This is a genomic window from Rhizobium sp. BK602 (assembly GCF_014195095.1).
Taxonomy (GTDB): Bacteria; Pseudomonadota; Alphaproteobacteria; order Rhizobiales; family Rhizobiaceae; genus Rhizobium.
The window spans coordinates 407,246-433,519 of sequence record NZ_JACIBC010000006.1; the positions used below are offsets into that span (position 1 = coordinate 407,246).

Annotated in this window: 27 protein-coding genes; 13 read left to right on the forward strand and 14 right to left on the reverse strand. The window is 62.1% G+C overall.

The genetic code is table 11. The annotated features are described in order from the left end of the window. Positions 1 to 3: 3 nt before the first annotated feature. Positions 4 to 2,454, forward strand: a complete 2,451-nt coding sequence (locus FHX11_RS21120) for an FAD-dependent oxidoreductase (RefSeq protein ID WP_184360232.1) — start codon at positions 4 to 6, stop codon at positions 2,452 to 2,454. 113 nt (positions 2,455 to 2,567) lie between these two features. On the opposite strand, the gene FHX11_RS21125 is transcribed toward FHX11_RS21120, so the two are convergent. Beyond that, complete coding sequence (locus FHX11_RS21125) at positions 2,568 to 2,996, reverse strand: hypothetical protein (RefSeq protein WP_184360235.1); 429 nt, start codon at positions 2,994 to 2,996, stop codon at positions 2,568 to 2,570. Between the two features lie 293 nt (positions 2,997 to 3,289). On the opposite strand from FHX11_RS21125, the gene ung reads away from it, so the two are divergent. The 3 genes from ung to FHX11_RS21140 all read left to right on the forward strand — a co-directional run bounded on the left by ung (position 3,290) and on the right by FHX11_RS21140 (position 5,693). Continuing rightward, a complete protein-coding gene (ung, locus tag FHX11_RS21130) occupies positions 3,290 to 3,991 on the forward strand; it encodes a uracil-DNA glycosylase (protein WP_184360238.1) in 702 nt (233 codons plus the stop codon). Positions 3,992 to 4,134: 143 nt separating this feature from the next. After that, entirely contained in the window at positions 4,135 to 5,067 is a 933-nt protein-coding gene (locus FHX11_RS21135) for a VOC family protein (RefSeq protein WP_184360240.1), read from the forward strand. Between the two features lie 14 nt (positions 5,068 to 5,081). Beyond that, on the forward strand, positions 5,082 to 5,693 hold the full coding sequence (locus tag FHX11_RS21140; protein WP_184360686.1) for an alpha/beta hydrolase: 612 nt from the start codon (positions 5,082 to 5,084) through the stop codon (positions 5,691 to 5,693). Positions 5,694 to 5,743: 50 nt separating this feature from the next. Here the strand turns inward: FHX11_RS21140 and FHX11_RS21145 are convergent, their stop codons facing one another. After that, positions 5,744 to 6,370, reverse strand: a complete 627-nt coding sequence (locus tag FHX11_RS21145; protein WP_246781098.1) for a hypothetical protein — start codon at positions 6,368 to 6,370, stop codon at positions 5,744 to 5,746. Between FHX11_RS21145 and FHX11_RS21150 the strand changes: the two genes are divergently transcribed. The 3 genes from FHX11_RS21150 (at position 6,369) to FHX11_RS21160 (ending at position 8,237) form a co-directional block, all read left to right on the forward strand. Continuing rightward, positions 6,369 to 7,283, forward strand: coding sequence for a DMT family transporter (locus FHX11_RS21150; protein WP_210292535.1), 915 nt, complete (start codon positions 6,369 to 6,371; stop codon positions 7,281 to 7,283). The two genes, FHX11_RS21145 and FHX11_RS21150, sit on opposite strands and share 2 nt — an antisense overlap. A 61-nt stretch (positions 7,284 to 7,344) precedes the next feature. Beyond that, the gene (locus tag FHX11_RS21155) at positions 7,345 to 7,734 is read left to right on the forward strand and encodes a RidA family protein (protein ID WP_184360243.1); all 390 of its coding nucleotides are present in this window, start codon (positions 7,345 to 7,347) and stop codon (positions 7,732 to 7,734) included. Between the two features lie 20 nt (positions 7,735 to 7,754). Then, complete coding sequence (locus FHX11_RS21160) at positions 7,755 to 8,237, forward strand: VOC family protein (RefSeq protein WP_184360246.1); 483 nt, start codon at positions 7,755 to 7,757, stop codon at positions 8,235 to 8,237. A gap of 46 nt (positions 8,238 to 8,283) precedes the next feature. On the opposite strand, the gene FHX11_RS21165 is transcribed toward FHX11_RS21160, so the two are convergent. The 6 genes from FHX11_RS21165 to FHX11_RS21190 form a co-directional block, all read right to left on the reverse strand. Then, positions 8,284 to 8,865, reverse strand: coding sequence for an NAD(P)H-dependent oxidoreductase (locus FHX11_RS21165; RefSeq protein ID WP_184360249.1), 582 nt, complete (start codon positions 8,863 to 8,865; stop codon positions 8,284 to 8,286). Beyond that, a complete protein-coding gene (locus FHX11_RS21170; RefSeq protein ID WP_184360253.1) occupies positions 8,862 to 10,271 on the reverse strand; it encodes an FAD-binding oxidoreductase in 1,410 nt (469 codons plus the stop codon). The genes FHX11_RS21165 and FHX11_RS21170 overlap by 4 nt, the downstream gene beginning before the upstream one ends. Before the next feature lies 1 nt (position 10,272). Next, positions 10,273 to 11,586 carry a cytosine deaminase gene (locus FHX11_RS21175; protein ID WP_184360256.1) on the reverse strand — a complete coding sequence of 438 codons (1,314 nt, stop codon included), beginning with the start codon at positions 11,584 to 11,586 and terminating at the stop codon, positions 10,273 to 10,275. Then, positions 11,586 to 12,401 (reverse strand): ABC transporter permease, encoded by an 816-nt coding sequence (locus FHX11_RS21180; RefSeq protein WP_184360692.1) that lies wholly within the window; start codon positions 12,399 to 12,401, stop codon positions 11,586 to 11,588. Before FHX11_RS21180 ends, FHX11_RS21175 begins: the two co-directional genes overlap by 1 nt. 50 nt (positions 12,402 to 12,451) lie before the next feature. Further along, positions 12,452 to 13,276 carry an ABC transporter ATP-binding protein gene (locus tag FHX11_RS21185; RefSeq protein ID WP_184360259.1) on the reverse strand — a complete coding sequence of 275 codons (825 nt, stop codon included), beginning with the start codon at positions 13,274 to 13,276 and terminating at the stop codon, positions 12,452 to 12,454. A gap of 146 nt (positions 13,277 to 13,422) precedes the next feature. Next, positions 13,423 to 14,439, reverse strand: a complete 1,017-nt coding sequence (locus tag FHX11_RS21190) for an ABC transporter substrate-binding protein (protein ID WP_184360262.1) — start codon at positions 14,437 to 14,439, stop codon at positions 13,423 to 13,425. A 184-nt stretch (positions 14,440 to 14,623) separates the two neighbouring features. On the opposite strand from FHX11_RS21190, the gene FHX11_RS21195 reads away from it, so the two are divergent. Then, positions 14,624 to 15,592, forward strand: a complete 969-nt coding sequence (locus tag FHX11_RS21195) for a LysR substrate-binding domain-containing protein (protein WP_184360265.1) — start codon at positions 14,624 to 14,626, stop codon at positions 15,590 to 15,592. Here FHX11_RS21195 and FHX11_RS21200 read toward each other — a convergent pair. Then, positions 15,580 to 16,377 carry a creatininase family protein gene (locus tag FHX11_RS21200; protein WP_184360268.1) on the reverse strand — a complete coding sequence of 266 codons (798 nt, stop codon included), beginning with the start codon at positions 16,375 to 16,377 and terminating at the stop codon, positions 15,580 to 15,582. The genes FHX11_RS21195 and FHX11_RS21200 overlap by 13 nt on opposite strands. A 256-nt stretch (positions 16,378 to 16,633) precedes the next feature. On the opposite strand from FHX11_RS21200, the gene FHX11_RS21205 reads away from it, so the two are divergent. Then, positions 16,634 to 17,254 carry a flavin reductase gene (locus tag FHX11_RS21205; RefSeq protein ID WP_348649726.1) on the forward strand — a complete coding sequence of 207 codons (621 nt, stop codon included), beginning with the start codon at positions 16,634 to 16,636 and terminating at the stop codon, positions 17,252 to 17,254. Between the two features lie 49 nt (positions 17,255 to 17,303). On the opposite strand, the gene FHX11_RS21210 is transcribed toward FHX11_RS21205, so the two are convergent. From FHX11_RS21210 to FHX11_RS21220, 3 genes are read right to left on the reverse strand one after another with little or no spacing between them, the layout of a single operon-like run. After that, positions 17,304 to 18,077, reverse strand: a complete 774-nt coding sequence (locus tag FHX11_RS21210) for an alpha/beta hydrolase (protein ID WP_184360271.1) — start codon at positions 18,075 to 18,077, stop codon at positions 17,304 to 17,306. A gap of 25 nt (positions 18,078 to 18,102) precedes the next feature. Next, complete coding sequence (locus tag FHX11_RS21215; protein ID WP_184360274.1) at positions 18,103 to 18,402, reverse strand: AzlD family protein; 300 nt, start codon at positions 18,400 to 18,402, stop codon at positions 18,103 to 18,105. Beyond that, entirely contained in the window at positions 18,395 to 19,033 is a 639-nt protein-coding gene (locus tag FHX11_RS21220; protein ID WP_184360698.1) for an AzlC family ABC transporter permease, read from the reverse strand. The genes FHX11_RS21215 and FHX11_RS21220 overlap by 8 nt, the downstream gene beginning before the upstream one ends. A 252-nt stretch (positions 19,034 to 19,285) precedes the next feature. Here FHX11_RS21220 and FHX11_RS21225 point away from each other — a divergent pair, with 252 nt between their 5' ends. Continuing rightward, positions 19,286 to 19,744, forward strand: coding sequence for an Lrp/AsnC family transcriptional regulator (locus tag FHX11_RS21225; protein ID WP_184360277.1), 459 nt, complete (start codon positions 19,286 to 19,288; stop codon positions 19,742 to 19,744). A gap of 15 nt (positions 19,745 to 19,759) precedes the next feature. Here FHX11_RS21225 and FHX11_RS21230 read toward each other — a convergent pair whose 3' ends face one another. Both FHX11_RS21230 and FHX11_RS21235 read right to left on the reverse strand, forming a co-directional pair. Continuing rightward, a complete protein-coding gene (locus FHX11_RS21230; protein ID WP_184360280.1) occupies positions 19,760 to 20,764 on the reverse strand; it encodes an NAD-dependent epimerase in 1,005 nt (334 codons plus the stop codon). Between the two features lie 14 nt (positions 20,765 to 20,778). Next, entirely contained in the window at positions 20,779 to 22,101 is a 1,323-nt protein-coding gene (locus tag FHX11_RS21235; RefSeq protein ID WP_184360283.1) for a UDP-glucose/GDP-mannose dehydrogenase family protein, read from the reverse strand. A gap of 254 nt (positions 22,102 to 22,355) precedes the next feature. On the opposite strand from FHX11_RS21235, the gene FHX11_RS21240 reads away from it, so the two are divergent. The 3 genes from FHX11_RS21240 to FHX11_RS21250 all read left to right on the forward strand — a co-directional run bounded on the left by FHX11_RS21240 (position 22,356) and on the right by FHX11_RS21250 (position 26,236). Then, complete coding sequence (locus FHX11_RS21240) at positions 22,356 to 23,654, forward strand: amidohydrolase family protein (RefSeq protein WP_184360285.1); 1,299 nt, start codon at positions 22,356 to 22,358, stop codon at positions 23,652 to 23,654. A gap of 219 nt (positions 23,655 to 23,873) precedes the next feature. Then, a complete protein-coding gene (locus FHX11_RS21245; RefSeq protein WP_184360288.1) occupies positions 23,874 to 24,725 on the forward strand; it encodes a GNAT family N-acetyltransferase in 852 nt (283 codons plus the stop codon). A 215-nt stretch (positions 24,726 to 24,940) separates the two neighbouring features. Next, positions 24,941 to 26,236, forward strand: a complete 1,296-nt coding sequence (locus FHX11_RS21250; RefSeq protein ID WP_184360291.1) for an adenylosuccinate synthase — start codon at positions 24,941 to 24,943, stop codon at positions 26,234 to 26,236. Positions 26,237 to 26,274 lie beyond the last annotated feature (38 nt).

Consider the following 26,274-nt stretch of genomic DNA (forward strand, 5'->3'; position numbering starts at 1 on the left):
GATGTGATGAAGGAACTGCCCAACACGGCCAAGGCGGTCGTCATCGGCGGCGGCATTATCGGCTGTTCGACGGCCTATCATCTCGCCAAGCTCGGCCTGACGGATACGGTGCTGCTGGAGCGCAAGAAGCTGACCTCGGGCACCACCTTCCATGCGGCCGGCCTTGTCGGCCAGTTGCGCACCAGCGCCAACATCACGCAGATGCTCGGCTATTCCGTCGATCTCTACAAGAAGCTCGAGGCCGAGACCGGGCTTGCCACCGGCTGGAAGATGAATGGCGGGTTGCGCCTTGCCTGTAACGAGGAGCGCTGGACCGAGGTGAAGCGGCAGGCGACCACGGCGCAATCCTTCGGACTGGAGATGCAGCTCCTGACGCCGAAGGAGGCTTTCGATCTCTGGCCGCTGATGAACACCGACGACCTGATCGGTGCGGCCTATCTGCCGACCGACGGGCAGGCCAATCCCTCCGACATTACCCAGGCGCTCGCCAAGGGCGCCCGCATGGCCGGCGTTTCGATCTTCGAGGATACCGAGGTTCTCGATCTGGAGATCGACAAGGGCAGGATCAGGGCCGTCATCACCGACAGGGGCCGCATCGAATGCGAGCGTGTCGTGGTCTGCGCCGGACAGTGGACCCGGAGCTTCGCGGCGCGCTTCGGCGTCAACGTGCCGCTCGTCTCCGTCGAGCATCAATATCTGATCACCGAATCCTTCGGCGTCCCCTCCAACCTGCCGACGCTGCGCGACCCCGACCGGCTGACCTATTACAAGGAGGATGTCGGCGGGCTGGTCATGGGCGGCTATGAGCCGAACCCCATCCCCTGGGCCGTGGACGGCATTCCCGAGGGCTTCCACTACACGCTGCTCGACAGCAATTTCGACCATTTCGAGCAGATCATGGAGCAGGCGCTGGCGCGCGTGCCGGGGCTGGAGACGGCCGGCGTGAAGCAGCTGCTGAACGGCCCCGAGAGCTTTACGCCGGACGGCAACTTCATTCTCGGCGAGGCGCCGGAACTCAGGAACTTCTTCGTCGGCGCCGGCTTCAACGCCTTCGGCATCGCCTCCGCCGGCGGGGCCGGCATGGCGCTCGCCGAATGGGTGGTGAAGGGCGAGCCGCCCTACGATCTCTGGCCGGTGGATATCCGCCGCTTCGGCCGTCCGCATTTCGACACCGACTGGGTGCGCACCCGCACGCTGGAGGCCTATGGCAAGCATTACACCATGGCCTGGCCCTTCGAGGAGCATTCCAGCGGCCGTCCCTGCCGCAAGTCGCCGCTCTACGACCGGCTGAAGGCACAGGGCGCCTGCTTCGGCGAAAAGCTCGGCTGGGAGCGGCCGAACTGGTTTGCCGATCTCTTCGCCGGGGAGGAGCCGAGGGACGTCTATACCTATGGCAGGCAGAACTGGTTCGATGCCGTGGGGCGCGAGCACAAAGCGGTGCGCGAAGCGGCCGTCATCTTCGACCAGACCTCCTTCGCCAAATTCGTGCTCAAGGGGCGGGATGCCGAGGCAGCGATCTCCTGGATCGCCTCCAACGACGTGTCGAAGCCGGTGGGCGCGCTGACCTATACCCAGATGCTGAACGACCGGGGCGGCATCGAATGCGACGTCACCGTTGCCCGCATCGCCGAGACTGAATTCTACATCACCACGGGCACGGGCTTCGCCACGCATGATTTCGACTGGATCGCGCGGAACATCCCGACAGACATGCATGCCGAGCTGGTGGATGTGACCTCGGCCTATTCCGTCCTGTCGCTGATGGGGCCGCATGCGCGCGCAGTGCTGGAAGCCGTCACCTCGGACGATGTTTCCAACGCCGCATTCCCCTTCGGGCGGGTGAAGACCGTCGGCATCGCCGGCTGCCCCGTCCGGGCGCTGCGCATCACCTATGTCGGCGAGCTCGGCTACGAGCTGCATGTGCCGGTCGAATATGCCACCACCGTCTATGACGCGCTGATGGCGGCCGGCCGTGACCATGGCCTCGTCAATGCCGGCTACCGCGCCATCGAAAGCTGCCGGCTGGAAAAGGGCTATCGCGCCTGGGGCGCCGATATCGGCCCGGACCACACGCCGATCGAGGCGGGGCTCGGCTGGGCCGTGAAGATCAAGAAGGGCACCGCCTTCCGGGGCCGCGAGGCCATCGAGCGGCAACTGGCATCCGGCGTGAAGAAGATGCTCGCCTGCTTCGTGCCCGACGATCCCGAAACCGTGCTTCTCGGCCGCGAGACCATCTACCGCGACGGCCAGCGCGTCGGCTGGCTGTCGAGCGGCGGCTACGGCTACACGATCGGCAAGGCCATCGGCTACGGTTATGTTCGCGATCCCAGTGGGGTGACGGAGGACTTCGTGCTTTCTGGCCGTTACGAGCTTGATGTGGCGCAGCGGCGTGTGCCGTGCCAGGTGTCGTTGAGGCCGCTTTATGATCCGCAGATGGCGCGGATCAAAGGGTGATTGGGGAAGGTGCGTGGATTTGGGCAGGCTCAAGCAGAATGGTGCAGCAAGCGCGACCAGCCGCTCCGGGATTATGAGATTGGCTGGATTGGGCCGACAGTGAGCAACAGGCCTCAATTAATCATTAGTGCAAATTTCTCTTGATTAAGTGATCGCTTCTTTATGTAGCGAGACAGAGCCGCGTACTGAACCCCCATTCCAACAAGCGTCAGAATTTGAATCAATAGAACTACTGACAGGCCGACTAAAAAATCCGCCAGTGGATATTGGGAGGCGCGTGCGAGTGTCTTTGACAAGGGCCCAATGTCTTCAATGATAGTCGCAATAAATCCGACTAGGAATGCCCATTTGATCATCTGCCAGAACCTAGCGGAGGCGAGACGTAAATTGAAAGCATAACATGCGGTTACCACTGTCACAGGCAATTGCAAAACCACAAAGAAATAGTGCAATATTGTGGCCTCGTATCCTCCAGAAAACCAGTACTGCAGCGTGTTTAAATATGAGATAATCGATAGTACAGCGACTATTTTCCAACCCATCGCGCTTCCCCGAGGCACGCAAAGAACATCCGAGAACCTCACGTTAAAACCGTGAAGAAACTGTAATTTTCCGCCCTTAAGTTGTAATTTTGGTATGAAAAAGTCAGCAATAGACGTGGTGGCGGTTCTGAGCTAAAGGTCACCGCTGATGGCAATTTGCTCTATCGGATCGGGATAAGCCACTTCCCCTTCCAAAACCTGTGATCTGCCGATCCCATCCCTTGCCATTTCCTTGACACGCCGCCGCTTTCCTCCTCAATCGACATGCTGACAACAGACGGAGGCCGGAGGCGATGGCGGAAGCGAGCATCAAGCTGGAGGAAAGCTGGAAAGAGGCGCTGTCTCAGGAATTCGCCAGCCCCTATATGCAGCAGCTCAAATCCTTTCTCGTCGAGGAGAAGCAGCGCGGCAAGGTGATCTTCCCGCGCGGCAGCGAATATTTCCGGGCGCTGGACCTGACGCCGCTCGACGAGGTGCAGGTGGTGATCCTGGGCCAGGACCCTTATCACGGCTTCGGCCAGGCGCATGGGCTGTGTTTCAGCGTCCGTCCCGGCGTGCGCATTCCGCCGTCGCTGGTCAATATCTACAAGGAGCTGGAGACCGATCTCGGTATTCCGCCGGCCCGTCACGGCTTTCTCGAAAGCTGGGCGAAGCAGGGCGTGCTACTGCTGAACAGCGTGCTGACCGTCGAGGAATCGCAGGCCGCCTCGCATCAGGGCAAGGGCTGGGAGCGTTTCACCGATGCCGTCATCCGCAGGGTCAACGACGAATGCGACGGCGTCGTCTTCATGCTCTGGGGCTCCTATGCGCAAAAGAAGGCCGCTTTCGTCGATACCGAGCGCCATCTGGTGCTGAAATCAGTGCACCCATCGCCGCTGTCGGCCCATAACGGCTTCTTCGGCTGCCGGCATTTCTCCAAGGCCAACGCCTATCTGGAAGACCATGGCCGCGAGCCGATCGAATGGGCTTTGCCGGCCAATCCGGGTAATAGCTGAAATGAGATTGAACGATCATCTTTCATCGTTCAATAATTGGAGACAATCCGTTTGGCACTTGAGGGCTATCGAAACGAGGCTCGCAGGACCATCTTCTGCCCATGAGAAACGCCTGCCGTTGCGGGCGAGACAAGGGGTTAGAGATGCTCAATCAGATCAAGGGTCTTCACCACGTTACCTCGATGGCGGAAGACGCCCGCACCAACAATAAGTTCTTCACCAACACGCTCGGTCTGCGCCGCGTCAAGAAGACCGTCAACTTCGACGCGCCCGATGTCTATCACCTCTATTATGGTGACGAAGTCGGCACGCCCGGCACGATCATGACCTATTTCCCGTTCCCGAAGATGGCGCGCGGTCGTCCCGGCACCGGCGAAGTCGGCAATACCGTCTTCTCCATTCCGGAAGGAGCGCTCGGCTATTGGACGGAGCGGCTCGGCCAGCAGGGCGTGGAAGGCCTGAAAGCCGATGAGTCCTTCGGTCAGAAGCGCCTGCATTTCGCCGGCCCCGATGGAGACGGTTTTGCGCTTGTTGAGGTCAAGGATGACAAGCGTGATCCTTGGACGCACAACGGCGTCGATGCCGAACATGCCATCCGGGGCTTCCATTCCGTCGCCATGCGGCTCAGGGACGAGGGCGCTACGGCCGAACTGCTGAAATATATGGGCTATGAAGTGGTCGATACGCATGAAGGCATCAAGCGGCTTGCCATTCCCGGCGGCAATGGTGCCGACTATGTCGATCTCGAAACCATGCCGAACATCAACCGCGCGCTTCCGGGCGCCGGCTCCGTCCACCACGTCGCCTTCGCCGTCGAGAACCGCGCCAAGCAGCTGGAGGTGCGCAAGGCACTGATGGATACGGGTTATCAGGTGACCCCGGTGATCGACCGCGATTACTTCTGGGCGATCTATTTCCGCACGCCGGGCGGTGTGCTGTTCGAAGTCGCCACCAACGAGCCCGGCTTCGACCGCGACGAGGATACGGCCCATCTCGGCGAGGCGCTGAAGCTGCCGGAACAGCATGCGCATCTGCGCGGCCTGATCGAGCAGCATCTCGAGCCGCTCGAAGGCTAACGAGGGAGACGATGATGACGGATATGATCTATGCGCACCGGGTGAAATCCGGTGCGCCGGGCAAGCCGATCCTGTTCACCTTTCATGGCACCGGCGGCGACGAGAACCAGTTCTTCGATTTCGGCGCCCGCCTGCTGCCGGAAGCGACCATCGTCTCGCCGCGTGGCGATGTTTCCGAACATGGTGCGGCGCGGTTCTTCCGCCGCACGGGCGAGGGCGTCTACGACATGGCCGACCTTGCCCGCGCCACGCAGAAAATGGCGGCCTATGTCAAAGGTCTGGCAGCCGATCACGGCGCCGGGCCGATACTCGGCCTTGGCTTCTCGAATGGCGCGAATATCCTCGCCAATGTGCTGATCGAGCACGGCGATCTCTTCGATGCCGCCGTGCTGATGCATCCGCTGATTCCGTTCCAGCCGCGCGACAATGCCGGCCTGGAAGGGCGGCGCGTTTTGATCACCGCCGGCGAACGCGACCCGATCTCGCCGGCGCCGGTGACCAAGGCACTGGCGGATTATTTCGCGCGGCAGAAAGCGGACGTGACGCTCGAATGGCATCCGGGCGGCCACGATATCCGCCCGAACGAGATCGAGGCGATCCGGGGCTTTTTGGCGCCGTACGCGTAAAGGCATGTAAAGTTCGGGCGCGAGGCGGTCATCGACAGCCCTGCGCCCGACTACTTCCCGATCATCATCACCATGCTTATCGCCTGGGTCTCGGCCGCGCGCCTGTCCGCCTGGGCAATATAGTCCGGCCCACAGAATAGCTTCAGGTTCGTGGCATCCGTGTCATCGAGCTCCGCGTGCCCGGATTTCGCGATGACGATGCGCCAGGCGCAGCCGAGCATCTTGTCGGGCTGGATAGCCTTGTCGCAGCCAGTGCTCAGGCAGAAGGCGACGTTTCGCTGTGCCTGATATTTCCCGTCGATGGCATCGCCGTATTCGGTTTTCCAGGTGTCTCGCGTGTGTCGGCAGGCTCCCGGATTGGCGCTCTGGCTGCAATCCACGAGGGGATTGATATAGCTTTCGGCCACAGGCCATGGCACGGCATCGACCAGGCTCACGCAGCCGCATGCAAACAGGCCTGCCAGCAATAGCTGCATTGTCTCTCCCTCTGCCGAATCATCCATACCGTAAAGCCGCTCGAAATATCCGCAAGACGGGTGGAACGATTTGGCTTGAGGTGGGCGTGGCGGTTCTGCAACCGCAGCATTTTCTTCTCGCGCCCGCGACATGCAAGCCGCAAGCATGGCTTGTGGGCCGTTTCGGCGCTCGCTAATAGTCGAGGCATAAAACATAAGCATGTCGGGAGGATTCGTCGTGACGCTGGCGGAGCAGCAGCAATATCGCCTGGGTGTGACCTATGTGGCGCTTTCGGCCTTGGCGTGGTCGATGTCGGGCCTGTTCGTGCGTACGATCCATGCCGACCTGATGACCATTCTGTTCTGCCGCGGCATCGTCGCTGGTCTCGGCGTCTTCGCGCTGTTTTTCTACATCGAGCGCGGCAATGCCTGGCGGATTCTTCGCTCGATGCGCTGGCCGTCGCTGGCCGCGACGGTTTTCTCCACGACCGCGATGATCGGCGGTATCGGCTCGATCTATTATACCTCGATCGCCGATGCGATGGTGATCTATGCGACCGTGCCGTTCGTCACGGCCGGCGTCGCCTTTGTCTTTATCCGCGAGCGCCCGAGCGCGGCCACGCTCGTTGCCAGCATCGTTGCCCTGATCGGCGTGCTGGTGATGCTTTCCGGCGAGGCCGACGGCGACGGCAGCTGGTTCGGCAAGGGGCTTGCCGTCGTCATGACCCTGGCCGTTGCCGGCCTTGCCGTCATCATGCGGCAGCACCGGGACGTGCCGATGCTGCCGGCGATGGCACTGTCCGCATGGCTTTGCTCTTTCGTCACCTTCTGGTTTGCGTCGCCGGCCATGGTGACGGGACATGATCTGGGGCTCATCATCGCCTTCGGCCTCGTGCAGAGCGCCATGGGCCTCAGCCTCTATACCTTCGGTTCGCGCTTGATCCCGGCCGCGGACGCCACGTTGATCACGTCGCTGGAGGTGCCGCTCACGCCCCTGTGGGTCTGGCTGTTCCTGTCGGAGCTGCCCTCGAAGGCGACCCTGATCGGCGGGCCGATCGTGCTTGCCGCGCTCTTCGGCCATATCCTGCTGGAAGTGCGTCGAAACCGGGTGAAGGAGCCCGTCCAGGTGCTTTGAACGGCTTGCCCGCCCGGCATCGAAGTGCTGAAATCGGCCCGACCACAAGGACCCACAGCCGATGAAGAAGACATTCAATCCGCCTTCCGTCCGCCGCCCGTTCGGCAATTACAATCACGGCCTGCTGGTGCCGCCGGGCGCCAGCCTGCTGGTGACCTCCGGCCAGCTCGGCATCGGCCTCGATGACAGCATTCCATCCGACGTGACCGGCCAGGCGGAGCTCTGCTTTGCGGCGATCACGGCGATCCTCGAGGAGGCCGGCATGAGCTTCGCCGACGTCATCCGCATCTCCGGCTTCGTCACGAAGCGCGAGGATTTTCCGGCCTACATGGCCGTGCGCGACCGCTATACGCTCGAACCGAAGCCCGTCTCGACCCTGATCATTGTCGGCGGGTTTACGCGGCCGGAATTCCTGGTGGAGGTCGAAGTGACCGCAGCGAAGGTAGTGTAATGACAGGAGCTTCAGAAGACATGGCAAACGTGCCGATGCCGCAAATCCTGGGTCTGTATGAGACCCATCTGACGGTCGTCGATCTTGATCGTTCGATCCGGTTTTATCGCGATGTCGTCGGGCTGGAACTGGCAACCGTCATTGAGGACAGGAATGTCGCCTTCCTTTGGATCGGGGACAAGCGCACGAGCATGCTAGGCCTCTGGGAAACGGGTAGTGCCCCTCTTCGCATGCGGCTTCATATCGCGTTCAGGACCTCTCTCGATGAGGTGGTTCGCTCCGCTGCCGCGTTGAAGACTCATGGCGTCCAGCCGAAGGGCTTTCATGGCGAGCCGCTTGATGAGCCGGTCGTTGTCGGTTGGATGCCGTCGGTTTCGCAGTATTTTTCCGATCCTGACGGGCATTCGATCGAGTTCATCCATGTGCTTGAGGAACCGGCTGATCCGGGTTTTGACGTGAAGCCTTATTCGCAATGGCTGGCGCGGCCGAAGTCTGTGATCTGACGGGAATAGGCGATGTCCATAATGAAGTGAGATTGCTGGGGGAGTCTTAAAACCGCTCCATCTCCCGCTTCACCCTCTCCAGAAACCGCTTCCTCGTTTCGTCGGTCGAGCGGTTCATGTCATAATGGGCGAGAAAGGCCACGGGTGCGAAGGGCTTGATTTGGGCCCGCAGGACGCGCTTGACGATCTTCTTCGGCGGATTGCCGGCAACGAAGGCACGGAACGGGTCGGCGCCATAGGTCAGCACCGCGCCGAGCTTGCGGATATGCTGGAGCTTGGAGCGCACCTTGCCGTCCACCAGTTCGAAGGAGACGCCGGGTAGCCAGACGCGGTCGAAATAGCCTTTCAGGATCGCCGGGAAGCCGAAATTCCAGACCGGCGTGACGATCACCAGCGCTTCGGCGCGCTGCAGCCGGTCGACATGGGATTTCACGGCCTCGGTATTCTCGGGGTAATCGTGATAGATCATCCGATCGTGCCGGGAGAGTACGGGATCGAAATCCTCGGCATAGAGGTTGCAGTCGTCGACCTCGTGACCGGCGGCCTCCAGGCTCTCGATCGTCTGCCGGTGCAGGGCGGCGCCGTAACTCTCCTCGACGGGATGCGAATGGAGGACGAGAACCCTCATGAAGCCTCCATCAGCGCCGCCAGTCCGGGGAAGAGATAGTTCTCGCCGGACTTGAAGTCGAAATCCGGATTGTCCCAGGCGATCATCTTGCCGGGATTGAGCAGGCCTTTCGGGTCCGTCTCCTTCTTGAAGGCGAGCTGGACGGTGTCCGTCTGCTTCATGCCGCCTTCCTCCAGCGTGTAGCGATGCGGGTTGAAGATCGGGCAGCCGTGATCCTGGTGGATCTTGATGATCTCCTCGAGCCGCTCCTCGGTGGTATAGCGCACCAGCGGCAGGCCCGAGCACTGGATCTGTCCGTCGAACTTGATGAATTCCAGATGGCCGGGCACTTCGTCGCCGAAGATCTCCACCATCTTCTGCACCTTGGCGACGTGATCCGGGCCGGGATACTGCACCTGCAGATAGGTGATCGTCGGGTCGATCTTGATGGCGCGCAGCGTCGTGTGGTTCCAGGCGAGCTCATAGGCATGCGGGATGCCCTTCATGCTCTCCACCTTGTCGGATCGGAAGGTGATCTCGCCCTTCTGCTGCAGGGTGAAGGCGACGAAGGGCTCCATCGAATGCGGTGCGATCATCAGCGCCACGATCGACTGTCCCTGGCGGATATAGGGCTTGTGACGGGCGAAATAATCCTGCGGAATGGGGGCGGCGATCGGCGCGATTTCCTTGACGAGGATGCCGTTGCATTTGGCGAGCGCGTCGGAAAAGCGGACGGCATCCATGAAGTCGTCATAGCCGACCAGCACATCGAGCCAGTCGTAAGCCGGCGCAAGCGGCATTTCGATCTCGGTGATGATGCCGTTGGTGCCGTAGGCGTGGCTGACCTTGGTGAGATCCCAGCCGGTGAGATCGAGCACGCGCGGTTCGGCTTCCATGGTAACGACGCGCAGGCGCAGGATGTTGCCGATATCGCGCAGCCCGCCCCAGGTGATCGAGCCGACGCCGCCGGAGCCGCCGGCGATGAAGCCACCGATGGTCGCCGTCTGCGCGGTCGACGGGTGAAAGCGCAGTTCCTGGCCGGAATGGGCTTTGGTCTGGCGGTCGAGTTCGGCGATGACGATACCCGGTTCGCAGATGACGCGGCCGGGATGGATTTCCTTGATCCTGTTCATGGCGGCAAGATTGAGCACGATGCCGCCGGAAAGCGGCATGGCCTGGCCGTAATTGCCAGTGCCGGCGCCGCGCGGCGTGACCGGCACGTCATGGGCATAGGCGACCTTCAACGTGCGGATCACCTCTTCCTCTGTCTTCGGCGTGACGACGAGGTCGGCGGTGACGTTGTCGAGCTGACGCTTCAGGACCGGCGAATACCAATAGAAGTCGCGGCTCTTCTGGCGCACGAGCGCCGGATTGTCTTCGACGGCGATGCCTTCGAGTTCTTTCTTGATGCGCTGATAATCCGGCATGTCAGGCTCCGATAGTGGTGTCGAGTTCACGGTAGTCCGGCAGGCTGCGATCGATGACCTTGCCCTTGCGAAGGACGACGCGATCAGACTGCGGACGGGAGAGGAATTCGCTCCAGCGCCGGGCGCTGAAGAGGACGAGATCGGCGGGGCCGCCGACGGCGATGCGGCCGATTTCCGGGCGGCCGAGGATTTCGGCGGGCGAGGTGGTGACGACACGCGCGGCCGTATCCAGGGGATGGTCGAGATGCAGGATGCGCACGGCCTCGCGGAAGACTTCGACGGGATCGAGATCGCCATAGGCATAGAAGGGATCGCGGGTGTTGTCGGAGGCGACGGCTGTGGGAACACCGGCGGCGGCGAGTTCATGCAGCAGGGTGACGCCGCGCCAGCGTGGCGTGCGGCCGGGATGGCGGTCCTGGAGGTACATGTTGCACATCGGCAGCGAGACGACCGAAATCCCGGCTGTGGCGACGAGATCGATGGTGGCGCGGGCGACATCCTCGTCCTGGCGGGCGAGCGAGCAGCAATGGCCGGCGGTGACCCTGCCGGTGAAGCCGTTGCGCAGCACGGCCTCGGCGATCGCTTTCAGGGTCAGTACCTGCTTGTCTTCGGTCTCGTCGACATGCAGGTCGATGTCGAGGTCGTTGTCGGCGGCGGCGCGGATCAACTTGTCGAGCTGGCGGTCGATCTCGGGGCTCATCTGCGTGACGCCGCCGATCAGGCCGCCCGTATCGCGGATGACCGTCAGGAGATCGGAGAAATAGGCATCGTCCGCCATGGCATCGAGCGGAAAGAGCGCGACAGCCTGCAGGGCGATCCGATCCTTCCAGGCCTCGCGCACCTGCGAAAACACTTCGAAGGAGATGCGATGCTGCGGAGCCAGTGAATCCAGATGGGTGCGGATCAGGCTGGTGCCGTGAGCGTAGGCGGCGCGCAGCGAGAATTCCATGCGCCTGCGGACATCGGCGGCCGACCAGTTGGCCTCGCGGTCGGCGCGCACGGCGTCGAGCGCGCCCATGAAGCTGCCGTCCGGATTGGCGCGGCGTTCCCAGATATGCCCCTTGTCGAGATGGGTATGCATGTCGGCGAAGGTCGGCCAAACCATACCGTCCCTCATATCCGCCTTGGCAAGTTCAGCCGGTGCCGTGCCGGCGGGCAGGATATCCCTGATAAGACCGTCGGCGACGACGATGTCGGCCTTGACGAGGCCCTCGCTTGCGGGGCCGGCAAAGCCGGCGAGCGTCACGGCGGGGATGGTGGCGTTGCTGAGCACGAAGCGCGCGGCATTCGGCGGGGACATGAAGGAATAGGACATCAGTTCTCCCGCTTGAGGCTGCTTTCGTGCCAGCGATGCAGGCTCAGCCATGAAATGAACGAGGTGAGGGCGAAAATGGCGACGCCGAGGGCCGAAAGCAGCAGCAGGGCGGCGAACAGGCGCGGCATGTTCTGACGGTATTGCGCCTCCAGCAGGCGGAAGGCGAGGCCGGAATTGGGGCCGCCGGAACCGGCGGCGAATTCGGCGACGACGGAGGCGATCAGCGACAGGCCGCCGCCGATCCGAAGGCCGGTCATGAAATAGGGCTGGGCCGCCGGCAGCTTCAGATGCAGCAGCGCCTGCCAGCGCGAGGCGCCGTAGAGGTCAAAGAGGTTCAGCAGATTGTGGTCGACGCTCTTCAGGCCCTGCACCATGTTGGAGAGGATCGGGAAGAAGGCGACGAGGAAGCCGCAGATCAGCAGCGCGGATTCGCGGGTCGGCGCATAGATCAGGATCAGCGGCGCGATCGCCACGATCGGCGTCACCTGCAGGATGACGGCGAGCGGATAGAAGGCGAGTTCGATCCAGCGCGATTGCACCAGGAAGATCGCAAAGCCGACACCGCCGATCAGCGCCAGCGCCAGTGAGATGAAGGTGATCTCGGTCGTTACCCACAGCGCCGGCGCGAGAATGCCCCAGTCGGAAACCAGTGCCTTGGCAACGGCGAGCGGGCTCGGCAGGATATATTGCGGAATGTCGGCGCCGACGACGAGAAGCTGCCAGAGGAGGATCAGCACGACGACGGTTAGGACCGGCACCAGAATGCCCAGCGAGCGCTCGGCCCTTTTGGTGCGTGCACTCGGTGCGACAGGCATGTCGGCCGCATCCGGAGGCAGATGGATGGGTAGGCTGCTGCTGTCGCTCATCAATGGGTCTCCGGCCAGCCAATGGCCTCGATCAGGGAACGGGATACCTTTTCACAGACCTGCCGATACTCCTCGGAAGACCGATAGAGCGGATCGCGCTCGCCGCTGGTCACCAGCGGAAAATCCGTATGGACACGGCCGGGACGGGCCTTCATGACGACGATGCGATTGGAAAGATAGGCGGATTCGTAGACGGAATGGGTGACGAAGATCACGGTGATGCCGGTGGTTTGCCAGAGCCGCAGCACATCGTCGTTGAGCTTCTGGCGGGTAATCTCGTCCAGGGCCGCGAAGGGCTCGTCCATCAAGAGCAGCTTCGGCCTGGTGACCAGCGCGCGGGCGATGGAGACACGCATCTTCATGCCGCCGGAGAGTTCGCGCGGATAGGCGCCGGCGAAATCCTGCAGGCCGACGGTCGCCAGCGTCGCCATGATCTGGTCACGGGCCGATGTCTCGGAGACGCCGCGCAGCTTCAGCGGCAGATGAACATTGCCGAAAACGGTTTTCCAGGGCAGCAGCGTCGGCTCCTGAAAGACGAAACCAATATCGCCATCCGGAAGCCCTTTGGAATTGATGCGCGAGCTTGGCCAGTCGATCCGGCCACTGGAGGCGCCGCCCAAGCCGGCGATGATGCGCAGCGCCGTCGACTTGCCGCAGCCGGAGGGGCCGAGCAGGCTGATGAATTCGCCGCTTTCGACGGCGATCGACATGCCGGAAAGCGCCAGCGTGCCGTTGGAGAAGAGTTTCGAAACCTGATCCATGACGACCAGCGGCCGCTTGCGCGGTTCGGTTTGGATGATCGTGGTGGCTTCGAGTGAGGTCATGGTTCGGCTCTTTGTTGATCCACCCTCCCCTTGAAGGGGAGGGTCGGAGCGAAGCTCCGGGGTGGGGTGATCCTTCGAAATCTCGGGGTGTCACCCCCACCCGCCGCTCCGCGGCGACCTCCCCCTCGAAGGGGAGGTGCTAGGACTTACTTCTTCAATGTCATCCCAACACTCTTGCAGACGAATTGCGCATCGAAGGCCTTCTTGTAGTCCGTGTCGGCGTCGAAGAGCTTGATCTTCACCATCTCGTCGAAGAACTTCTTGTAGTGCGCGTCGGTGATGCAGCCGATGCCCTTATCGAGGGCGTCGCCGGATTCGACGATGCCGTATTCCTTCATCTTGGCGATGGAATAGGCGATCTGGCCGTCCGTCATGTCGGGATTGTCCTTCTTGATCAGATCGTTGGCCGCCTTGTTGTCGCCGTAGAGGTAGTTGTACCAGCCCTCGATCGAGGCGTTGACGAAGCGTTGCACCAGATCCGGATTCTTCTGAACCAATGCGGTCTGCGTCGTGATCATCGTCGAATAGGGCGCATAGCCGGCGTCGGCGATCAGGAAGACTTTCGGCGTCCAGCCGGCCTGCTTTTCGATTTCATAGGGTTCGGAGGTCAGATAGCCCTGCTGGGCCGATTGCTTGTCGGCCAGGAACGGCGCCGGGCTGAAGTTATAGGGCTTGAACTGCTCGTCCTTGAAGCCGGGGAAGTTCGCCTTCATCCATTCGAAATAGGTGATGTAGCCGTCCTTGCTCATGAACAGGGTCGGCAGCTTGGCGAGATCCTCGAACTTTTCGACGCCGGCGTCCGGATGGGCGATCAGCACCTGCGGGTCCTTCTGGAAGATGGCGGCGACGTCGACGATCGGGATGCCCTGCTTGACGGCGTCGATCTCCTGCTGCGGGCCGCCCATGTAGAAATCGAGCTTGCCGGAGATCAGCAGCGCCGAATTGGCGGCGTTCGGGCCGCCCTGGACGATGGTGACGTCGAGGCCGTATTTCTTATAGGTGCCGTCCGCGACCGCCTGGTAGAAACCGCCGTGCTCGGCCTGGGCGAGCCAGTTGGTGCCGTATGTCACCTTGTCGAGGGCACTTGCGGGCTCGGCCGCGGCCAAGGCGGCCATGAGGCCCATGGCGGTCAGAAATGCTTTGGACTTCAATGCATTGAACATGGCTGGTTGTTCCCCTTATTCGCCATGGGACGCCGCCAGTGACGCCCATTTCCTGCATTTGAGCGATTGCGTTGCGCTTTGAAAAGCATCAAAATTCGTGCGCATTGATGCCTTTTTGGCATCTCATCCCGCACCTGTGCCTAAATTGTGCGGCCTGGGCAAAATTTATGCAATGGGGACGCGAATGCTGCATTCGAGACGACTTCTCTACATCAACGAGATCGCGCGCTGCGGCTCGATCCGCAAGGCGGCGGCGCGGCTCAACGTGGCCTCTTCGGCGATCAACCGGCAGATCCTGGCGCTGGAGGAGGAGATGGGCGCGCCGCTATTCGAGCGGCTGCCGCGTGGCCTCAGGCTCACGGCGGCCGGCGAGCTCTGCATCGAGCATATCCGCGAGGTGCTGAAGAATTACGAGCGGCTGGAAGGGCGTATCCGCAGCCTGAAGATGCAGCAGGCCGGCAAGGTCAGGATCGTCACCACCGTCGGCCTCGCCGCCGGACCATTGCCGGAGATCATCGCGCGGTTCCTTTCCGAGCATCCCCGCGTCTTCATCCACTTGCGCAACGATTCCGGCTCGACCACCGTCGCGCCGGTTCTTTCGGGTGAGGCGGATATCGGTCTCGGCTTCAACATTCCCGCGACGCCGGGCATTCGTTCGCTCGGCAATTTCGACATTCCGATCGGTGTCGTGCTGCCGGCGGGCCATCCGCTGATCGGACCGGGGCCGATCAATCTCGCCGATGTCGTGGAAGAGCGGCTGCTCCTGGCGCAGCCCGGCACCAGCCTGCGCGAGATCATCAACCTGACGCTGGCGCGGCTATCGGTGCAGGTGGAGCCGGTGCTGGAGACCAATGCGTCGGAAATGCTGAAGCAGCTGGTCAAGTGCGGGGCCGGGCTGACGTTGCTCAACCCGCTCGATGTCATCACCGAATGCCGGCGCGGCGAGCTGGTGTTCCGGCCGATTGCCGAGCCGCATTCGCGGCATCAGCCGATGAAGCTGGTTGCGCGGGCGCGGGCGCCGCTCGATGCGGCGACCAGCCTGTTCGTGGAATATCTGCTCGCCGAGCTAGCCGGCCTTGTGGAGGAATTGCAAGGGAAGGGGCATATCCTCGCGGCGTCGGAACGGCGCCGGTCGGACGGCTATTTCGAATAGAGGTTTGCCAGCGGATAGTCCCTGAGATCGCGCAGCATCTCGATGAAGCCTGTGATCTGATGGCGGCAGATGAGCGCGCCCTTTTCCGCCGTGCCGTTGGCGGCATTGCCGACGACGCCGTTGGGGTTGAGATCGTGGGCGATCCAGGCGAGGGAATGCGGCGGCAGGGGCTGCAGGTAGCTCGAATGCTCCTTCATCCACTCCGCCTTGGAGACGAAGTTCTCCGCCTTGTCCATCCGCACCAGTTCGGGGCGGAAGTGTAGCATCAGCGACGTCTCGACGTCGCCGCCATGGATGCCGAAGCGCTGCTCATGCTCGCTGATCATGCCGTCGGGCGTGCCGAAGCGCATCCATTGCGTGGCGACGACGGCCATCTGGTAACGCACGCGCAGTTCGCGCGCGACGATGCCCATGATGTCGAGATTACCGCCGTGGGAATTGACGATGACCATCTTGCGGATGCCGGCCTCGGCGACCTTGGCGCCGATCGCGGTCCAGACAGGGATCAGCAGCTCGGCACCGAGCGAGAGCGTGCCGGGACCGTGGACATGCTCGTTGGCCTTGCCGATCTCCTGGGTCGGCAGCACGAGGAAATCCAGATCGTCGGGACGCTGCACCTTCAGCTCGGCCAGCATGCCGTTGGCGATGGCGACATCGGTCGCGATCGGCAGATGCGGACCGTGCTGCTCGGTCGAGGCGATCGGCAGGACGGCGATGGTGGTGTCGGGCGACAGGCTGGCGAAATCATAGGTCGTCAGCTCGTTCCAGTAGAAGGGTTTCGCCATGGCCATATCCTCTCATGTGCGTCTTTCCATTAACGGATACGGCAAGGATCATGACGGAGGAAAGCATCAATTTGCGGCCGTGCCGCTGCCTTTTTGCGTACGCATGCGCGGGAGGTGCATCCTGTTTGCCGATCATGCTGCCGTGCGTCGCAAATGCGGGACGAAATGCCTTGGATCTTCGCGGGCGGGTTTGTTTTTCCTTTTGTTGATAGATTTTATAGAAAATTAATTGCCTTGCGAATGCCTATTCCGTGAAATTCGGTTGCTTGAGATAAGCAGTTCGAGTTGGTACGTTGCTTGCATCCAGTTTTCGGCGCGACTTGCAGGGACAATGGGAATGAACATGAAGACATCCGTGGCGATCGAGAAGGCGGTGCCCGTCGCCGATCCCGATGCGGCGCGAACCGAGTTTCGCAATGCGATGGCGCGGATGGCCGCTGCCGTGAACATCGTCACCACCAATGGCCCGGCGGGACTCGCAGGCTTTGCGGCGACCGCTGTCTGCAGCGTCACCGACAGCCCGCCGACCCTGCTCGTCTGCCTCAACCGCACGGCGTCCGTCCATCCGGCGGTCACCGCAAACGGCGTGCTCTGCGTCAATGTGCTGTCGGACGGACATCAGGAGCTGTCGCGCCTGTTCGGCGGCAAGACGCCGGTGGCCGAACGCTTCGCCGCCGCCGCATGGTCGGAACTGTCGACCGGTTCGCCGGCGCTCGAAGATGCGCTCGTGTCCTTCGATTGCCGCATCGTGCACCGCGCCGATGGCGGCACGCACGATATCCTGATGTGTGAAGTCGACGCCATCCGCCAGCGCGACGGCGGGCAGGGGCTGATCTATTTCGACCGCGCCTATCACACGGCAGGTCAGGCCGAATAGGCCGATCTCCGGTTATTTTCCCGTCATATGCCTCTTGCAGACTTGGCCGTCAGGCGAGGAAATCCTCGATCGCCTGCATGACCAGTGCGGGCCTCTCGCGGTGGGGCGAATGGCCGGTGTCCGGCAGAATGTGGAGCGATCCGCGTGCTCCTGCGATCCGGCGCGGATGCGCAAGCGAGCCGTATTCATCCCGGTCGCCGTGAATGGCGAGCACCGGGCAATGCAGCGTTTCAAGCGCGGCATCGAGGGTCCATCCGGCGAAATCGGGCGCAAGCCAGGTGTCGATCCATGCGCGCAGCACCCAATCCGTCTTGTCGCCATGATATTTGGCCAGGCGGGCAAGAGCTTCGGCCGAGGCGAATTCCTGCTGGGCGGCGCGGATGCCCTGCAGCGTCTTATCCTCCACGAAGGCCTGAGCGGCGATGGTGATGACCGCCTGGCACCGCCCGGCAAACCGGGCCCCGGTCTCCACCGCCATGACGCCGCCGACGCTATGCCCGCAGGCGATGAATTCCCCAATCGACAATTGCTCGCACAGAAGGGGCACGAAACGCTCGGCTTCCGCGGCGATGAAATCCCGCTTCAAAATGTCGGTGCGGGCGTCGGAACGGCCGAAGCCCAGCCGATCATAGGCGATGACACGCCGCCCGAGGGAATGGGCGAGCAGCCACGGGAAATCCCTCCAGAGCGCCACGCAGCCAAGGGAATCGTGAAACAGGATGATCGGCTGCCTGGAGTTCAGGACATGCGGTGTCCAGGACTTGGCATGCAGCTGTCCGGCAGCGCTCTCGATCCGGTGTTCTACCTCGATGATCTCCGTCATTTTCATATCGCCTGAGGAAAGGGGTTCACACGAATACGTGCCGAAGGACGCCGGCGGACGCGATTGCGATGATCACCGTGGGTAGCACAGGCAATCGCGTCGCCGCCAGCATGGTGAGCGCAAGAGCGATGAGATCCGCCGGGCGCCCGGTCACGAAGTCCGGTGCGATGACCGTGATCAGCACGCAGCCGGGAGCATTCTCCAGCACGGTTCTCAAACGGGGGCTGAGCGTCCGGTTGCGCAGGAAGACGTATCCGCCGATGCGGGTCAGATAGGTCACGGTTGCCATGCAGGCGATAGCGGCGACGTATAGAGGATCAAGCATTGCCGCGCGCCAGGAGGAATGCGGAGAAGATACCGGAAAGCGCTCCGGCGGGAACATACCAGGCTCCGGGAATGATCAGATATGTGGTTGCGGCGACCAGCAGGCTGACCAACCAGGGCAGAGCCGCTCTCGCGCCTTTCCACATCCCGGCGAGCATCACGAGAAAGACGGCGGGAAATGCCATGTCGAAGCCGTATCGGGAGATATCGCCGAGAACAGGTCCCACGACTGCGCCGATCGTCGTGAAGATGATCCAGCTAAAATAGAGGCCGAGGGCAACGCCGAAGAAATAGCCAACGCTCAAGCCCGCTCCCGATTTCCTGGCGTCGGCCAGACCCATGGCCCAGCTCTCGTCGCACATGAAGAACAGCGCCAGGAATGCCTGCTTCTTCGACAGGTGGCGCATAAAGGGAGAGAGCGCCGCACCCATCAGGAGGTGACGGCTGTTGACCAGGAAGGTGATGGCGACAATCAGGAGGATGTGCGGCGGAGACGTCCACAGTTCGATGGCGGCGAATTCCGATCCTCCGCCGAAGTTCAGCCCCGTCATCAGGGGCACTTCCGCGACACTGAACCCTTTGGCCGCCGCCTGCGCCCCAAGCACCAGCGCGAAGGGCACGAAGCCCAGCATCACCGGTATCGAATCCTGAAAGCCGCGCCATCCCTCCGAAGCCCGTTCGGGCCGGATGCCGGTATCGTTGGAAACGTAGTCCGTCACCCAAGCAAACCTTTCTGTCTTGAAATACCGTCGCCTGCAGTGTCAGCGACATTGGAGGCTCAAGATAGCTCGGTTTCTCGCGATTTTGGTTGCGTTTTATCGGAGAAATCCTCAAAATTTGGCATGATGTGCCAATGATCATGAATTCCGTAGCGGAGAAATCTAATGAAGCTTGATGCTCTCGATCGCGCGATACTCCGCGTCCTGCAGCAGGATGGCAAAATCCAGAATACCGAGCTGGCGGCAAAGGTGGGGCTGTCTCCATCGCCGTGTTTGCGGCGGGTCAAGTTGCTGGAGGAGGCTGGCATCATCAAGCATTACGTCGCCATCCTTGACGCGGCAAAGCTCGACATGGGTTTTACTGTTTTCGTCCGCATATGGCTTTCCAGCCAGGACGAGGAGACGACAACGGCCTTTTATGAAGCGGCCGAAATGCTGCCACAGGTGGTCGAGTGCCACCTGATGGCCGGCGACTGCGACTTTCTGCTGCGGGTTGTCGCGCCGGATCTGGAGGGATACCGGCGGTTCCAGATGGAGCATCTTGGCCGTATCAAGGGCGTCCGGAACATCAAGACGGAAATTCCGATGCAGAAGATCAAGCAGTCGTGGCAGGTTCCGCTTTGATGCCGCTCGGAGGCCTCAATAGTGCTCTTGATACCACTCGACGAAGCGGCGCACGCCTTCGTCGACCTCGATCTGCGGCTTGAAGCCGGTCAGCGCCACCAGCAGGTCGGGCACGGCATAGGTGTTGTGCACGTCGCCGGGCTGCATCGGCAGCAGTTTGCGGATCGCCTTCTTGCCGAGCATCGCCTCGATGGTCTCGACGAAGGCCATCAGACCGACCGGCTGGCCGCCGCCGATATTGACGATGCGGAAGGGGGCATTCTTCGACAGCGTATCGGCGATCGTATCCGATACGACGCGGTTCTCTTCCGAGGGAATGACGCCGATCAGCTTGACGATGCCTTCGACGAGATCGTCGATATAGGTGAAATCGCGGCTCATCTTGCCTTCGCCGTAGATCTCGATCGGACGATCGTTCCTGATGGCGTCGACGAATTTGAACAGGGCCATATCCGGCCGGCCCCAGGGACCGTAGACGGTGAAGAAGCGGAAGACGGTGGTCGGGATATGGAAGAGGTGGGCATAGCTATGCGCCATCAGTTCCATGCTCTTCTTCGTGGCCGCGTAGATCGTCATCTGCTCGTCGGCCTTATCGCTCTCCGCGAAGGGGATCTTCTCGTTGGCGCCGTAGACCGAGGAGGTGGAGGCGAGCAGCAGGTGTTTCGGCTGAATGTTTCTCGCCAGTTCCAGCACGTTGAACGAGCCGACGAGATTGGAATCCACGTAGGAACGTGGATTTTCCAGGCTGTAGCGCACGCCGGCCTGTGCGGCGAGGTGGATGATGACGTCGGGCTCCGCCAGTTCGGCAGCATGATCGAGCGCGGCCTTGTCCTCCAGCATGCCGGTGATGGCCTTGAAGCCATTGGAGCGGGAGAGGATGGCGACGCGCTTTTCCTTGAGCCTGACGTCGTAATAGGGCGTCATGCCGTCGAAACCGACGACGAAATGCCCGTCGTCGAGCAGGCGCTTGGCAAGATGGAAGCCGATGAAACCGGCGGTTCCGGTGATGAGATAACGCATGGATCGGCCCTTGCTTACAGTGTGGCGTCGCTCGAGGGTCTGCCGATGCTCGTATAGGTAAAGCCGTGCTTTGCGACCTCGTCATGGCGATAGATGTTTCTGAGGTCGACCAGGACCGGTGTGGTCATCACGGATTTCAGCCGGGCGAAATCCAGCGCACGGAACTGGTTCCATTCGGTGACGATCACCAGCGCGTCGGCGCTCCGTGCCGCGCCATAGGCGTCGTCGGCATAGGTGATGTTGTCGATCACCTGGCGGGCATTGTCCATGCCTTCCGGATCGTAGCCGGTCACCGAGGCGCCGGCATCCTGCAGAGCCTGGATGATCGAGATCGCCGGGCTGTCGCGCATGTCGTCGGTGTTCGGCTTGAAGGTCAGGCCGAGCACGGCGATGCTCTTGCCCCGGACATCGCCGCCCATGGCAGCAACCACCTTGCGTCCCATGGCGCGCTTGCGATTGTCGTTGATCGAGATCGTCGTCTCGATCAGCCGCACGGGGCTGTCATGGTCCTGCGCGGTCTTGGCGAGCGCCAGCGTGTCCTTGGGGAAGCAGGAGCCGCCATAGCCGGGGCCGGCATGCAGGAACTTCGAACCGATGCGGCCATCGAGGCCGATGCCGCGCGACACTTCCTGCACATTGGCGCCGACCTTCTCGCAGAGATCGGCCATCTCGTTGATGAAGGTGATCTTCATGGCAAGGAAGGCATTGGCGGCGTATTTGATCAGCTCGGAAGTGCGGCGCGCAGTGAAGAGCAGCGGCGCCTGGTTGAGATAAAGCGGCCGGTAGACTTCGGTCATGACGCCGCGGGCGCGGTCGTCGTTGAGGCCGATGACGATGCGGTCGGGCCGCTTGAAATCCTCGATGGCAGCGCCCTCGCGCAGAAACTCGGGATTGGAAACGATGGCGACGTCGGCGTCGGGATTGGTCTCACGCACGATGCGCTCGACCTCGTCGCCGGTGCCGACCGGCACGGTCGACTTGGTGACGATGACGGTGAAGCCCTTGACGTGCTCGGCGATCTCGCGGGCGGCGGCATAGACATAGGAGAGATCGGCATGGCCGTCGCCGCGTCGTGACGGCGTGCCGACGGCGATGAAGACGACGTCGCTGGAGGCGACGCTGGTGTCCACATCCGTCGAGAAGGACAGGCGGCCGGCGCGGACGTTGTCGGCGACGAGCTGTTCCAGGCCGGGTTCGAAAATCGGGATTTCCCCACGGCGCAGCGCCTCGATCTTGCCGACATCCTTGTCGACGCAGATCACATCATGGCCGAAATCCGCGAAGCAGACGCCGGACACCAGACCCACATAACCCGAACCGATCATTGTGATGCGCATGATATCTCAATCCTCTTGCTTGCGTGGGGGGCCGGCGCCGTCGTCCGATCCCTTCATGGGCGGTCGTCTGCGCTTATACACAGGATCGCCGGTGACGCCTATACATTGCAGTGTTTATTCAGTCGGTTGCGACAGAAGTGTCATAAAGACGGCATCGGTTTCCTTTGCACGCATGAGCATGGCGGCTTGCCAGCCCTCGGCGGCATGGTAGACATTTGCAGCAGCGTCCCGCCCACAAATCTGAAAGTTCCCCGATGACATTCGATCTCATTGTCCGCAACGCTACCCTGCCAGACGGCCGCAAACAGCAGGATATCGCCATTGCCGGTGGCAGGATCGCCGCGGTTGAGCCGGGCATAGAGGCACAGGCCGGGCGTGAAATCGATGCCGGTGGTCATCTCGTGTCGCCGCCCTTCGTCGATTGCCATTTTCACATGGACGCGACCCTGTCACTCGGCCTGCCGCGGCTCAATACGTCAGGAACGCTGCTGGAAGGCATTGCGCTCTGGGGAGAGCTGAAGCCGCTTTTGACGCATGAGGCGGTGGCCGAGCGGGCCTTGCGCTATTGCGATCTGGCGGTGTCGCAGGGACTGCTCGCCGTGCGCACCCATGTCGATATCTGCGACGACCGGCTGCTTGCCGTCGAGGCTCTGCTGGACGTCAAGAAGAAGGTGGCGCCCTATCTCGACCTGCAGCTCGTCGCCTTCCCGCAGGACGGCTATTACCGGTCGCCGACGGCGGCGGAGAATCTGGAGCGGGCGCTTGATCTCGGCGTCGATATCGTCGGCGGCATTCCGCATTTCGAGCGGACGATGGAGGATGGCGCGCGTTCGGTGCGGGCGCTCTGCGAGATCGCGGAAAAGCGCGGCTTGATGGTCGACATGCATTGCGACGAGACCGACGATCCGCTGTCGCGCCACATCGAGACATTGGCCGCCGAAACCACGCGGCTCGGCCTCCGGGGCAGGGTGGCCGGCTCGCATCTGACCTCGATGCATTCGATGGACAACTATTATGTGTCGAAGCTGCTGCCGCTGATCGCCGAGGCGGGCGTGCATGCGATCCCCAATCCGTTGATCAACATCGTGCTGCAGGGCCGGCACGACACCTATCCGAAGCGGCGCGGGCTGACCCGCGTCAAGGAAATGCGCGAATTCGGCATCAACATCGCCTTCGGCCAGGATTGCTGCATGGATCCCTGGTATTCGCTCGGCGGCGCCGACATGCTGGATGTCGCCCATATGGGCCTGCATGTGGGGCAACTGACGTCGCGCGAAGCCATGCGTTTCTGCTTCGATGCCGTCACGGCCAACCCGGCCAAGGTGATGGGGCTTGACGGCTACGGGCTGGAGGTCGGCTGCAACGGCGATCTCGTTGTGCTGCAGGCGAGGGATAGGATCGAGGCGGTCCGCATGCGTGCCGGCCGGCTCTTCGTGGTCCGGCGCGGCAAGGTCATCAGCGAGACGCCGGCGCGTCTTGCCAGGCTGTCGCTCGAGGGAAGGCCGGCTTCGGTCGACCCGGCCGCCTATGCTCCGAATGCAGCCGAAGGCTGAAGCCGCTACAGCGCCGCGCGTCACACGTGATGCGCAAAGGACGCTGTAACACTTTAAATCCGCTGCATAATTTTATCCTTAAATCGAGTCCGATTTAAGGAATTATGCAGCAGTCATGCCACGCGTTCCGCTTGTGATTGCCGCCGGGTTGCAGCAAGATGGGCCGGTACTATCGTTCCGGCGGGGGACGAAGCGGAACGGACGATGCAGGACGATGGCATGAAGTCAACTTTCGCCGTGCGTACAATGCGGGCCGGGGAACTGGAGCTTGCGCTCGAATGGGCCCGACAGGAGGGATGGAATCCCGGTCTCGACGATGCTCCGGCTTTCTGGGAGGCGGACCCTTCCGGGTTCTTCGTGGCTGCCCTCGGCGAGGTGCCGGTCGGCTGCATCTCGCTGGTGCGCTATAGCGAGAGCTTCGCCTTTCTCGGCCTTTATATCGTTCATCCGGAATTTCGCGGCAGGGGATATGGCAAGGCGCTCTGGGACAAGGTCATCAGCTTTGCCGGCGATCGTACCGTCGGTCTTGATGGTGTCGTTGCGCAGCAGGACAATTATCGCCGCTACGGCTTCCAGTCCGCCTATCGCACCTTGCGATATGGCGGCATTCCCAAGATGCCCGATGTGGCGGGGAGGGTGGATGTCGCCCCGGTCACCCAGGGCAAGCTCGAAGGGCTCCTGCGCTACGATGCCGGCATCTTTCCGGGGCTGCGTTATTCCTTTCTCTCCGCCTGGTGCGGCGCACCCCGGCTGCGGAAATCCGTGATGGTGGGCGGCGGCAAGCGAATTCGCGGCTACGGCACGATCCGGCGCTGTTTCGAGGGCCACAAGATCGGTCCGCTCTTCGCCAACAGTCCCGAGGTTGCCTCGGCCCTGCTCGCGAATCTTCTGTCGCAGACGAGCGGCGGGCCGGTGTATCTGGATGTTCCGGCCGAAAATGCCGAGGCGATCGGACTTGCCGAGGCCTACGGGCTGTCGCCGGTGTTCGAAACGGCGCGGATGTATCGAGGTGACGCGCCGGAAATGCCGCTCAACCGGATCTTTGCCATTACGACACTGGAACTGGGCTAGCGCGATGTTCCGCGTTGGCAAGGGACGGGCCGCGACCCCGCCAATTGCCGTCCATCCGTGCCCGATGGCGGGAAAATCCTGTTGGGGGCGCTGATTCGTCACGTAAAAAGCCGATTCTCCTGAGACAACGGAGTCGCTTTCCGAAAAACAAAGCTTTATAGATGCGCGGGTTTGAGCAAGGCGCGCTTTTGCGCGCAGGAAGCAGGAATGGAGCAATGACGAACGTAGTTGTGATCGGTTCGCAATGGGGTGACGAAGGCAAGGGCAAGATTGTCGACTGGCTTTCGGAGCGCGCTGACGTGATCGTGCGCTTTCAAGGTGGCCACAATGCCGGTCATACGCTGGTTGTCGATGGTGTCAGCTACAAGCTCGCGCTGCTGCCCTCCGGGCTTGTGCGCGGCAAGCTCAGCGTCATCGGAAACGGCGTCGTCGTCGATCCACATCATTTCGTCGCCGAAGTCGAGAAGCTGCGCGCCCAGGGCATTGCGGTCACACCCGATGTGCTGCGTATCGCCGAGAACGCGCCGCTGATCCTGTCGCTGCACCGCGACCTCGACGCGCTTCGCGAGGATGCCGCCTCCAACAGCGGCACGAAGATCGGCACCACCCGCCGCGGCATCGGCCCTGCCTATGAGGACAAGGTCGGCCGCCGCGCCATCCGCGTCGTCGATCTGACCGAGCCGGATACGCTGCCCGCCAAGATCGACCGGCTGCTGACGCACCACAATGCGCTGCGTCGCGGCATGGGTCTCAGCGAGATTTCCTTCAATGCGCTGCATGAGGAACTGACCTCCGTCGCCGACCACATTCTCCCCTATATCGATCAGGTCTGGCGGCTGCTCGACGAGCAGCGCAAGGCAGGCGCGCGCATCCTGTTCGAAGGCGCGCAGGGCGCCCTGCTCGATAACGATCACGGCACCTATCCGTTCGTGACCTCGTCCAACACGGTCGCGGGACAGGCAGCCGCCGGTTCCGGCATGGGCCCGACGGCGCTCGGCTATGTTCTCGGCATCACCAAGGCCTATACGACGCGCGTCGGCGAAGGGCCGTTCCCCTGCGAGCTGCATGACGAGATCGGCAAACACCTGTCCACGGTCGGCCGCGAAGTCGGGGTCAACACCGGCCGTCCGCGCCGTTGCGGCTGGTTCGATGCCGTGCTGGTCCGCCAGACGGTGAAGACCTCCGGCATCACCGGCATCGCGCTTACCAAGCTCGACGTTCTGGACGGCCTCGACGAATTGAAGATCTGCGTCGGTTACAGACTGGACGGCAAGGAGATTGACTACCTGCCGGCGAGCCAGGCAGCGCAGGCCCGCGTCGAGCCGATCTACATCACGCTCGAAGGCTGGAAGGAATCGACCGTCGGCGCCCGCAAATGGGCCGATCTGCCGGCGCAGGCGATCAAATATGTCCGCCAGGTGGAAGAGCTGATCGGCGCGCCGGTGGCGATGCTTTCGACCAGCCCGGAGCGCGAAGACACCATACTTGTGACCGATCCGTTTGAGGGCTAATGTCGCGGATCAATGACGAATCCCGGTCCGGCCACATG

What these genes read in the sequence shown, in the direction of transcription:
- FHX11_RS21125 (WP_184360235.1), bottom strand. Translation starts at nt 2,996, where the DNA reads ATGGGTTGGAAAATAGTCGCTGTACTATCGATTATCTCATATTTAAAC.
- ung (WP_184360238.1), top strand. Translation starts at nt 3,290, where the DNA reads ATGGCGGAAGCGAGCATCAAGCTGGAGGAAAGCTGGAAAGAGGCGCTG.
- FHX11_RS21135 (WP_184360240.1), top strand. Translation starts at nt 4,135, where the DNA reads ATGCTCAATCAGATCAAGGGTCTTCACCACGTTACCTCGATGGCGGAA.
- FHX11_RS21140 (WP_184360686.1), top strand. Translation starts at nt 5,082, where the DNA reads ATGACGGATATGATCTATGCGCACCGGGTGAAATCCGGTGCGCCGGGC.
- FHX11_RS21150 (WP_210292535.1), top strand. Translation starts at nt 6,369, where the DNA reads ATGTCGGGAGGATTCGTCGTGACGCTGGCGGAGCAGCAGCAATATCGC.
- FHX11_RS21145 (WP_246781098.1), bottom strand. Translation starts at nt 6,370, where the DNA reads ATGCTTATGTTTTATGCCTCGACTATTAGCGAGCGCCGAAACGGCCCA.
- FHX11_RS21155 (WP_184360243.1), top strand. Translation starts at nt 7,345, where the DNA reads ATGAAGAAGACATTCAATCCGCCTTCCGTCCGCCGCCCGTTCGGCAAT.
- FHX11_RS21160 (WP_184360246.1), top strand. Translation starts at nt 7,755, where the DNA reads ATGGCAAACGTGCCGATGCCGCAAATCCTGGGTCTGTATGAGACCCAT.
- FHX11_RS21165 (WP_184360249.1), bottom strand. Translation starts at nt 8,865, where the DNA reads ATGAGGGTTCTCGTCCTCCATTCGCATCCCGTCGAGGAGAGTTACGGC.
- FHX11_RS21170 (WP_184360253.1), bottom strand. Translation starts at nt 10,271, where the DNA reads ATGCCGGATTATCAGCGCATCAAGAAAGAACTCGAAGGCATCGCCGTC.
- FHX11_RS21175 (WP_184360256.1), bottom strand. Translation starts at nt 11,586, where the DNA reads ATGTCCTATTCCTTCATGTCCCCGCCGAATGCCGCGCGCTTCGTGCTC.
- FHX11_RS21180 (WP_184360692.1), bottom strand. Translation starts at nt 12,401, where the DNA reads ATGCCTGTCGCACCGAGTGCACGCACCAAAAGGGCCGAGCGCTCGCTG.
- FHX11_RS21185 (WP_184360259.1), bottom strand. Translation starts at nt 13,276, where the DNA reads ATGACCTCACTCGAAGCCACCACGATCATCCAAACCGAACCGCGCAAG.
- FHX11_RS21190 (WP_184360262.1), bottom strand. Translation starts at nt 14,439, where the DNA reads ATGTTCAATGCATTGAAGTCCAAAGCATTTCTGACCGCCATGGGCCTC.
- FHX11_RS21195 (WP_184360265.1), top strand. Translation starts at nt 14,624, where the DNA reads ATGCTGCATTCGAGACGACTTCTCTACATCAACGAGATCGCGCGCTGC.
- FHX11_RS21200 (WP_184360268.1), bottom strand. Translation starts at nt 16,377, where the DNA reads ATGGCGAAACCCTTCTACTGGAACGAGCTGACGACCTATGATTTCGCC.
- FHX11_RS21210 (WP_184360271.1), bottom strand. Translation starts at nt 18,077, where the DNA reads ATGACGGAGATCATCGAGGTAGAACACCGGATCGAGAGCGCTGCCGGA.
- FHX11_RS21215 (WP_184360274.1), bottom strand. Translation starts at nt 18,402, where the DNA reads ATGCTTGATCCTCTATACGTCGCCGCTATCGCCTGCATGGCAACCGTG.
- FHX11_RS21220 (WP_184360698.1), bottom strand. Translation starts at nt 19,033, where the DNA reads ATGCTGGGCTTCGTGCCCTTCGCGCTGGTGCTTGGGGCGCAGGCGGCG.
- FHX11_RS21225 (WP_184360277.1), top strand. Translation starts at nt 19,286, where the DNA reads ATGAAGCTTGATGCTCTCGATCGCGCGATACTCCGCGTCCTGCAGCAG.
- FHX11_RS21230 (WP_184360280.1), bottom strand. Translation starts at nt 20,764, where the DNA reads ATGCGTTATCTCATCACCGGAACCGCCGGTTTCATCGGCTTCCATCTT.
- FHX11_RS21235 (WP_184360283.1), bottom strand. Translation starts at nt 22,101, where the DNA reads ATGCGCATCACAATGATCGGTTCGGGTTATGTGGGTCTGGTGTCCGGC.
- FHX11_RS21240 (WP_184360285.1), top strand. Translation starts at nt 22,356, where the DNA reads ATGACATTCGATCTCATTGTCCGCAACGCTACCCTGCCAGACGGCCGC.
- FHX11_RS21245 (WP_184360288.1), top strand. Translation starts at nt 23,874, where the DNA reads ATGAAGTCAACTTTCGCCGTGCGTACAATGCGGGCCGGGGAACTGGAG.
- FHX11_RS21250 (WP_184360291.1), top strand. Translation starts at nt 24,941, where the DNA reads ATGACGAACGTAGTTGTGATCGGTTCGCAATGGGGTGACGAAGGCAAG.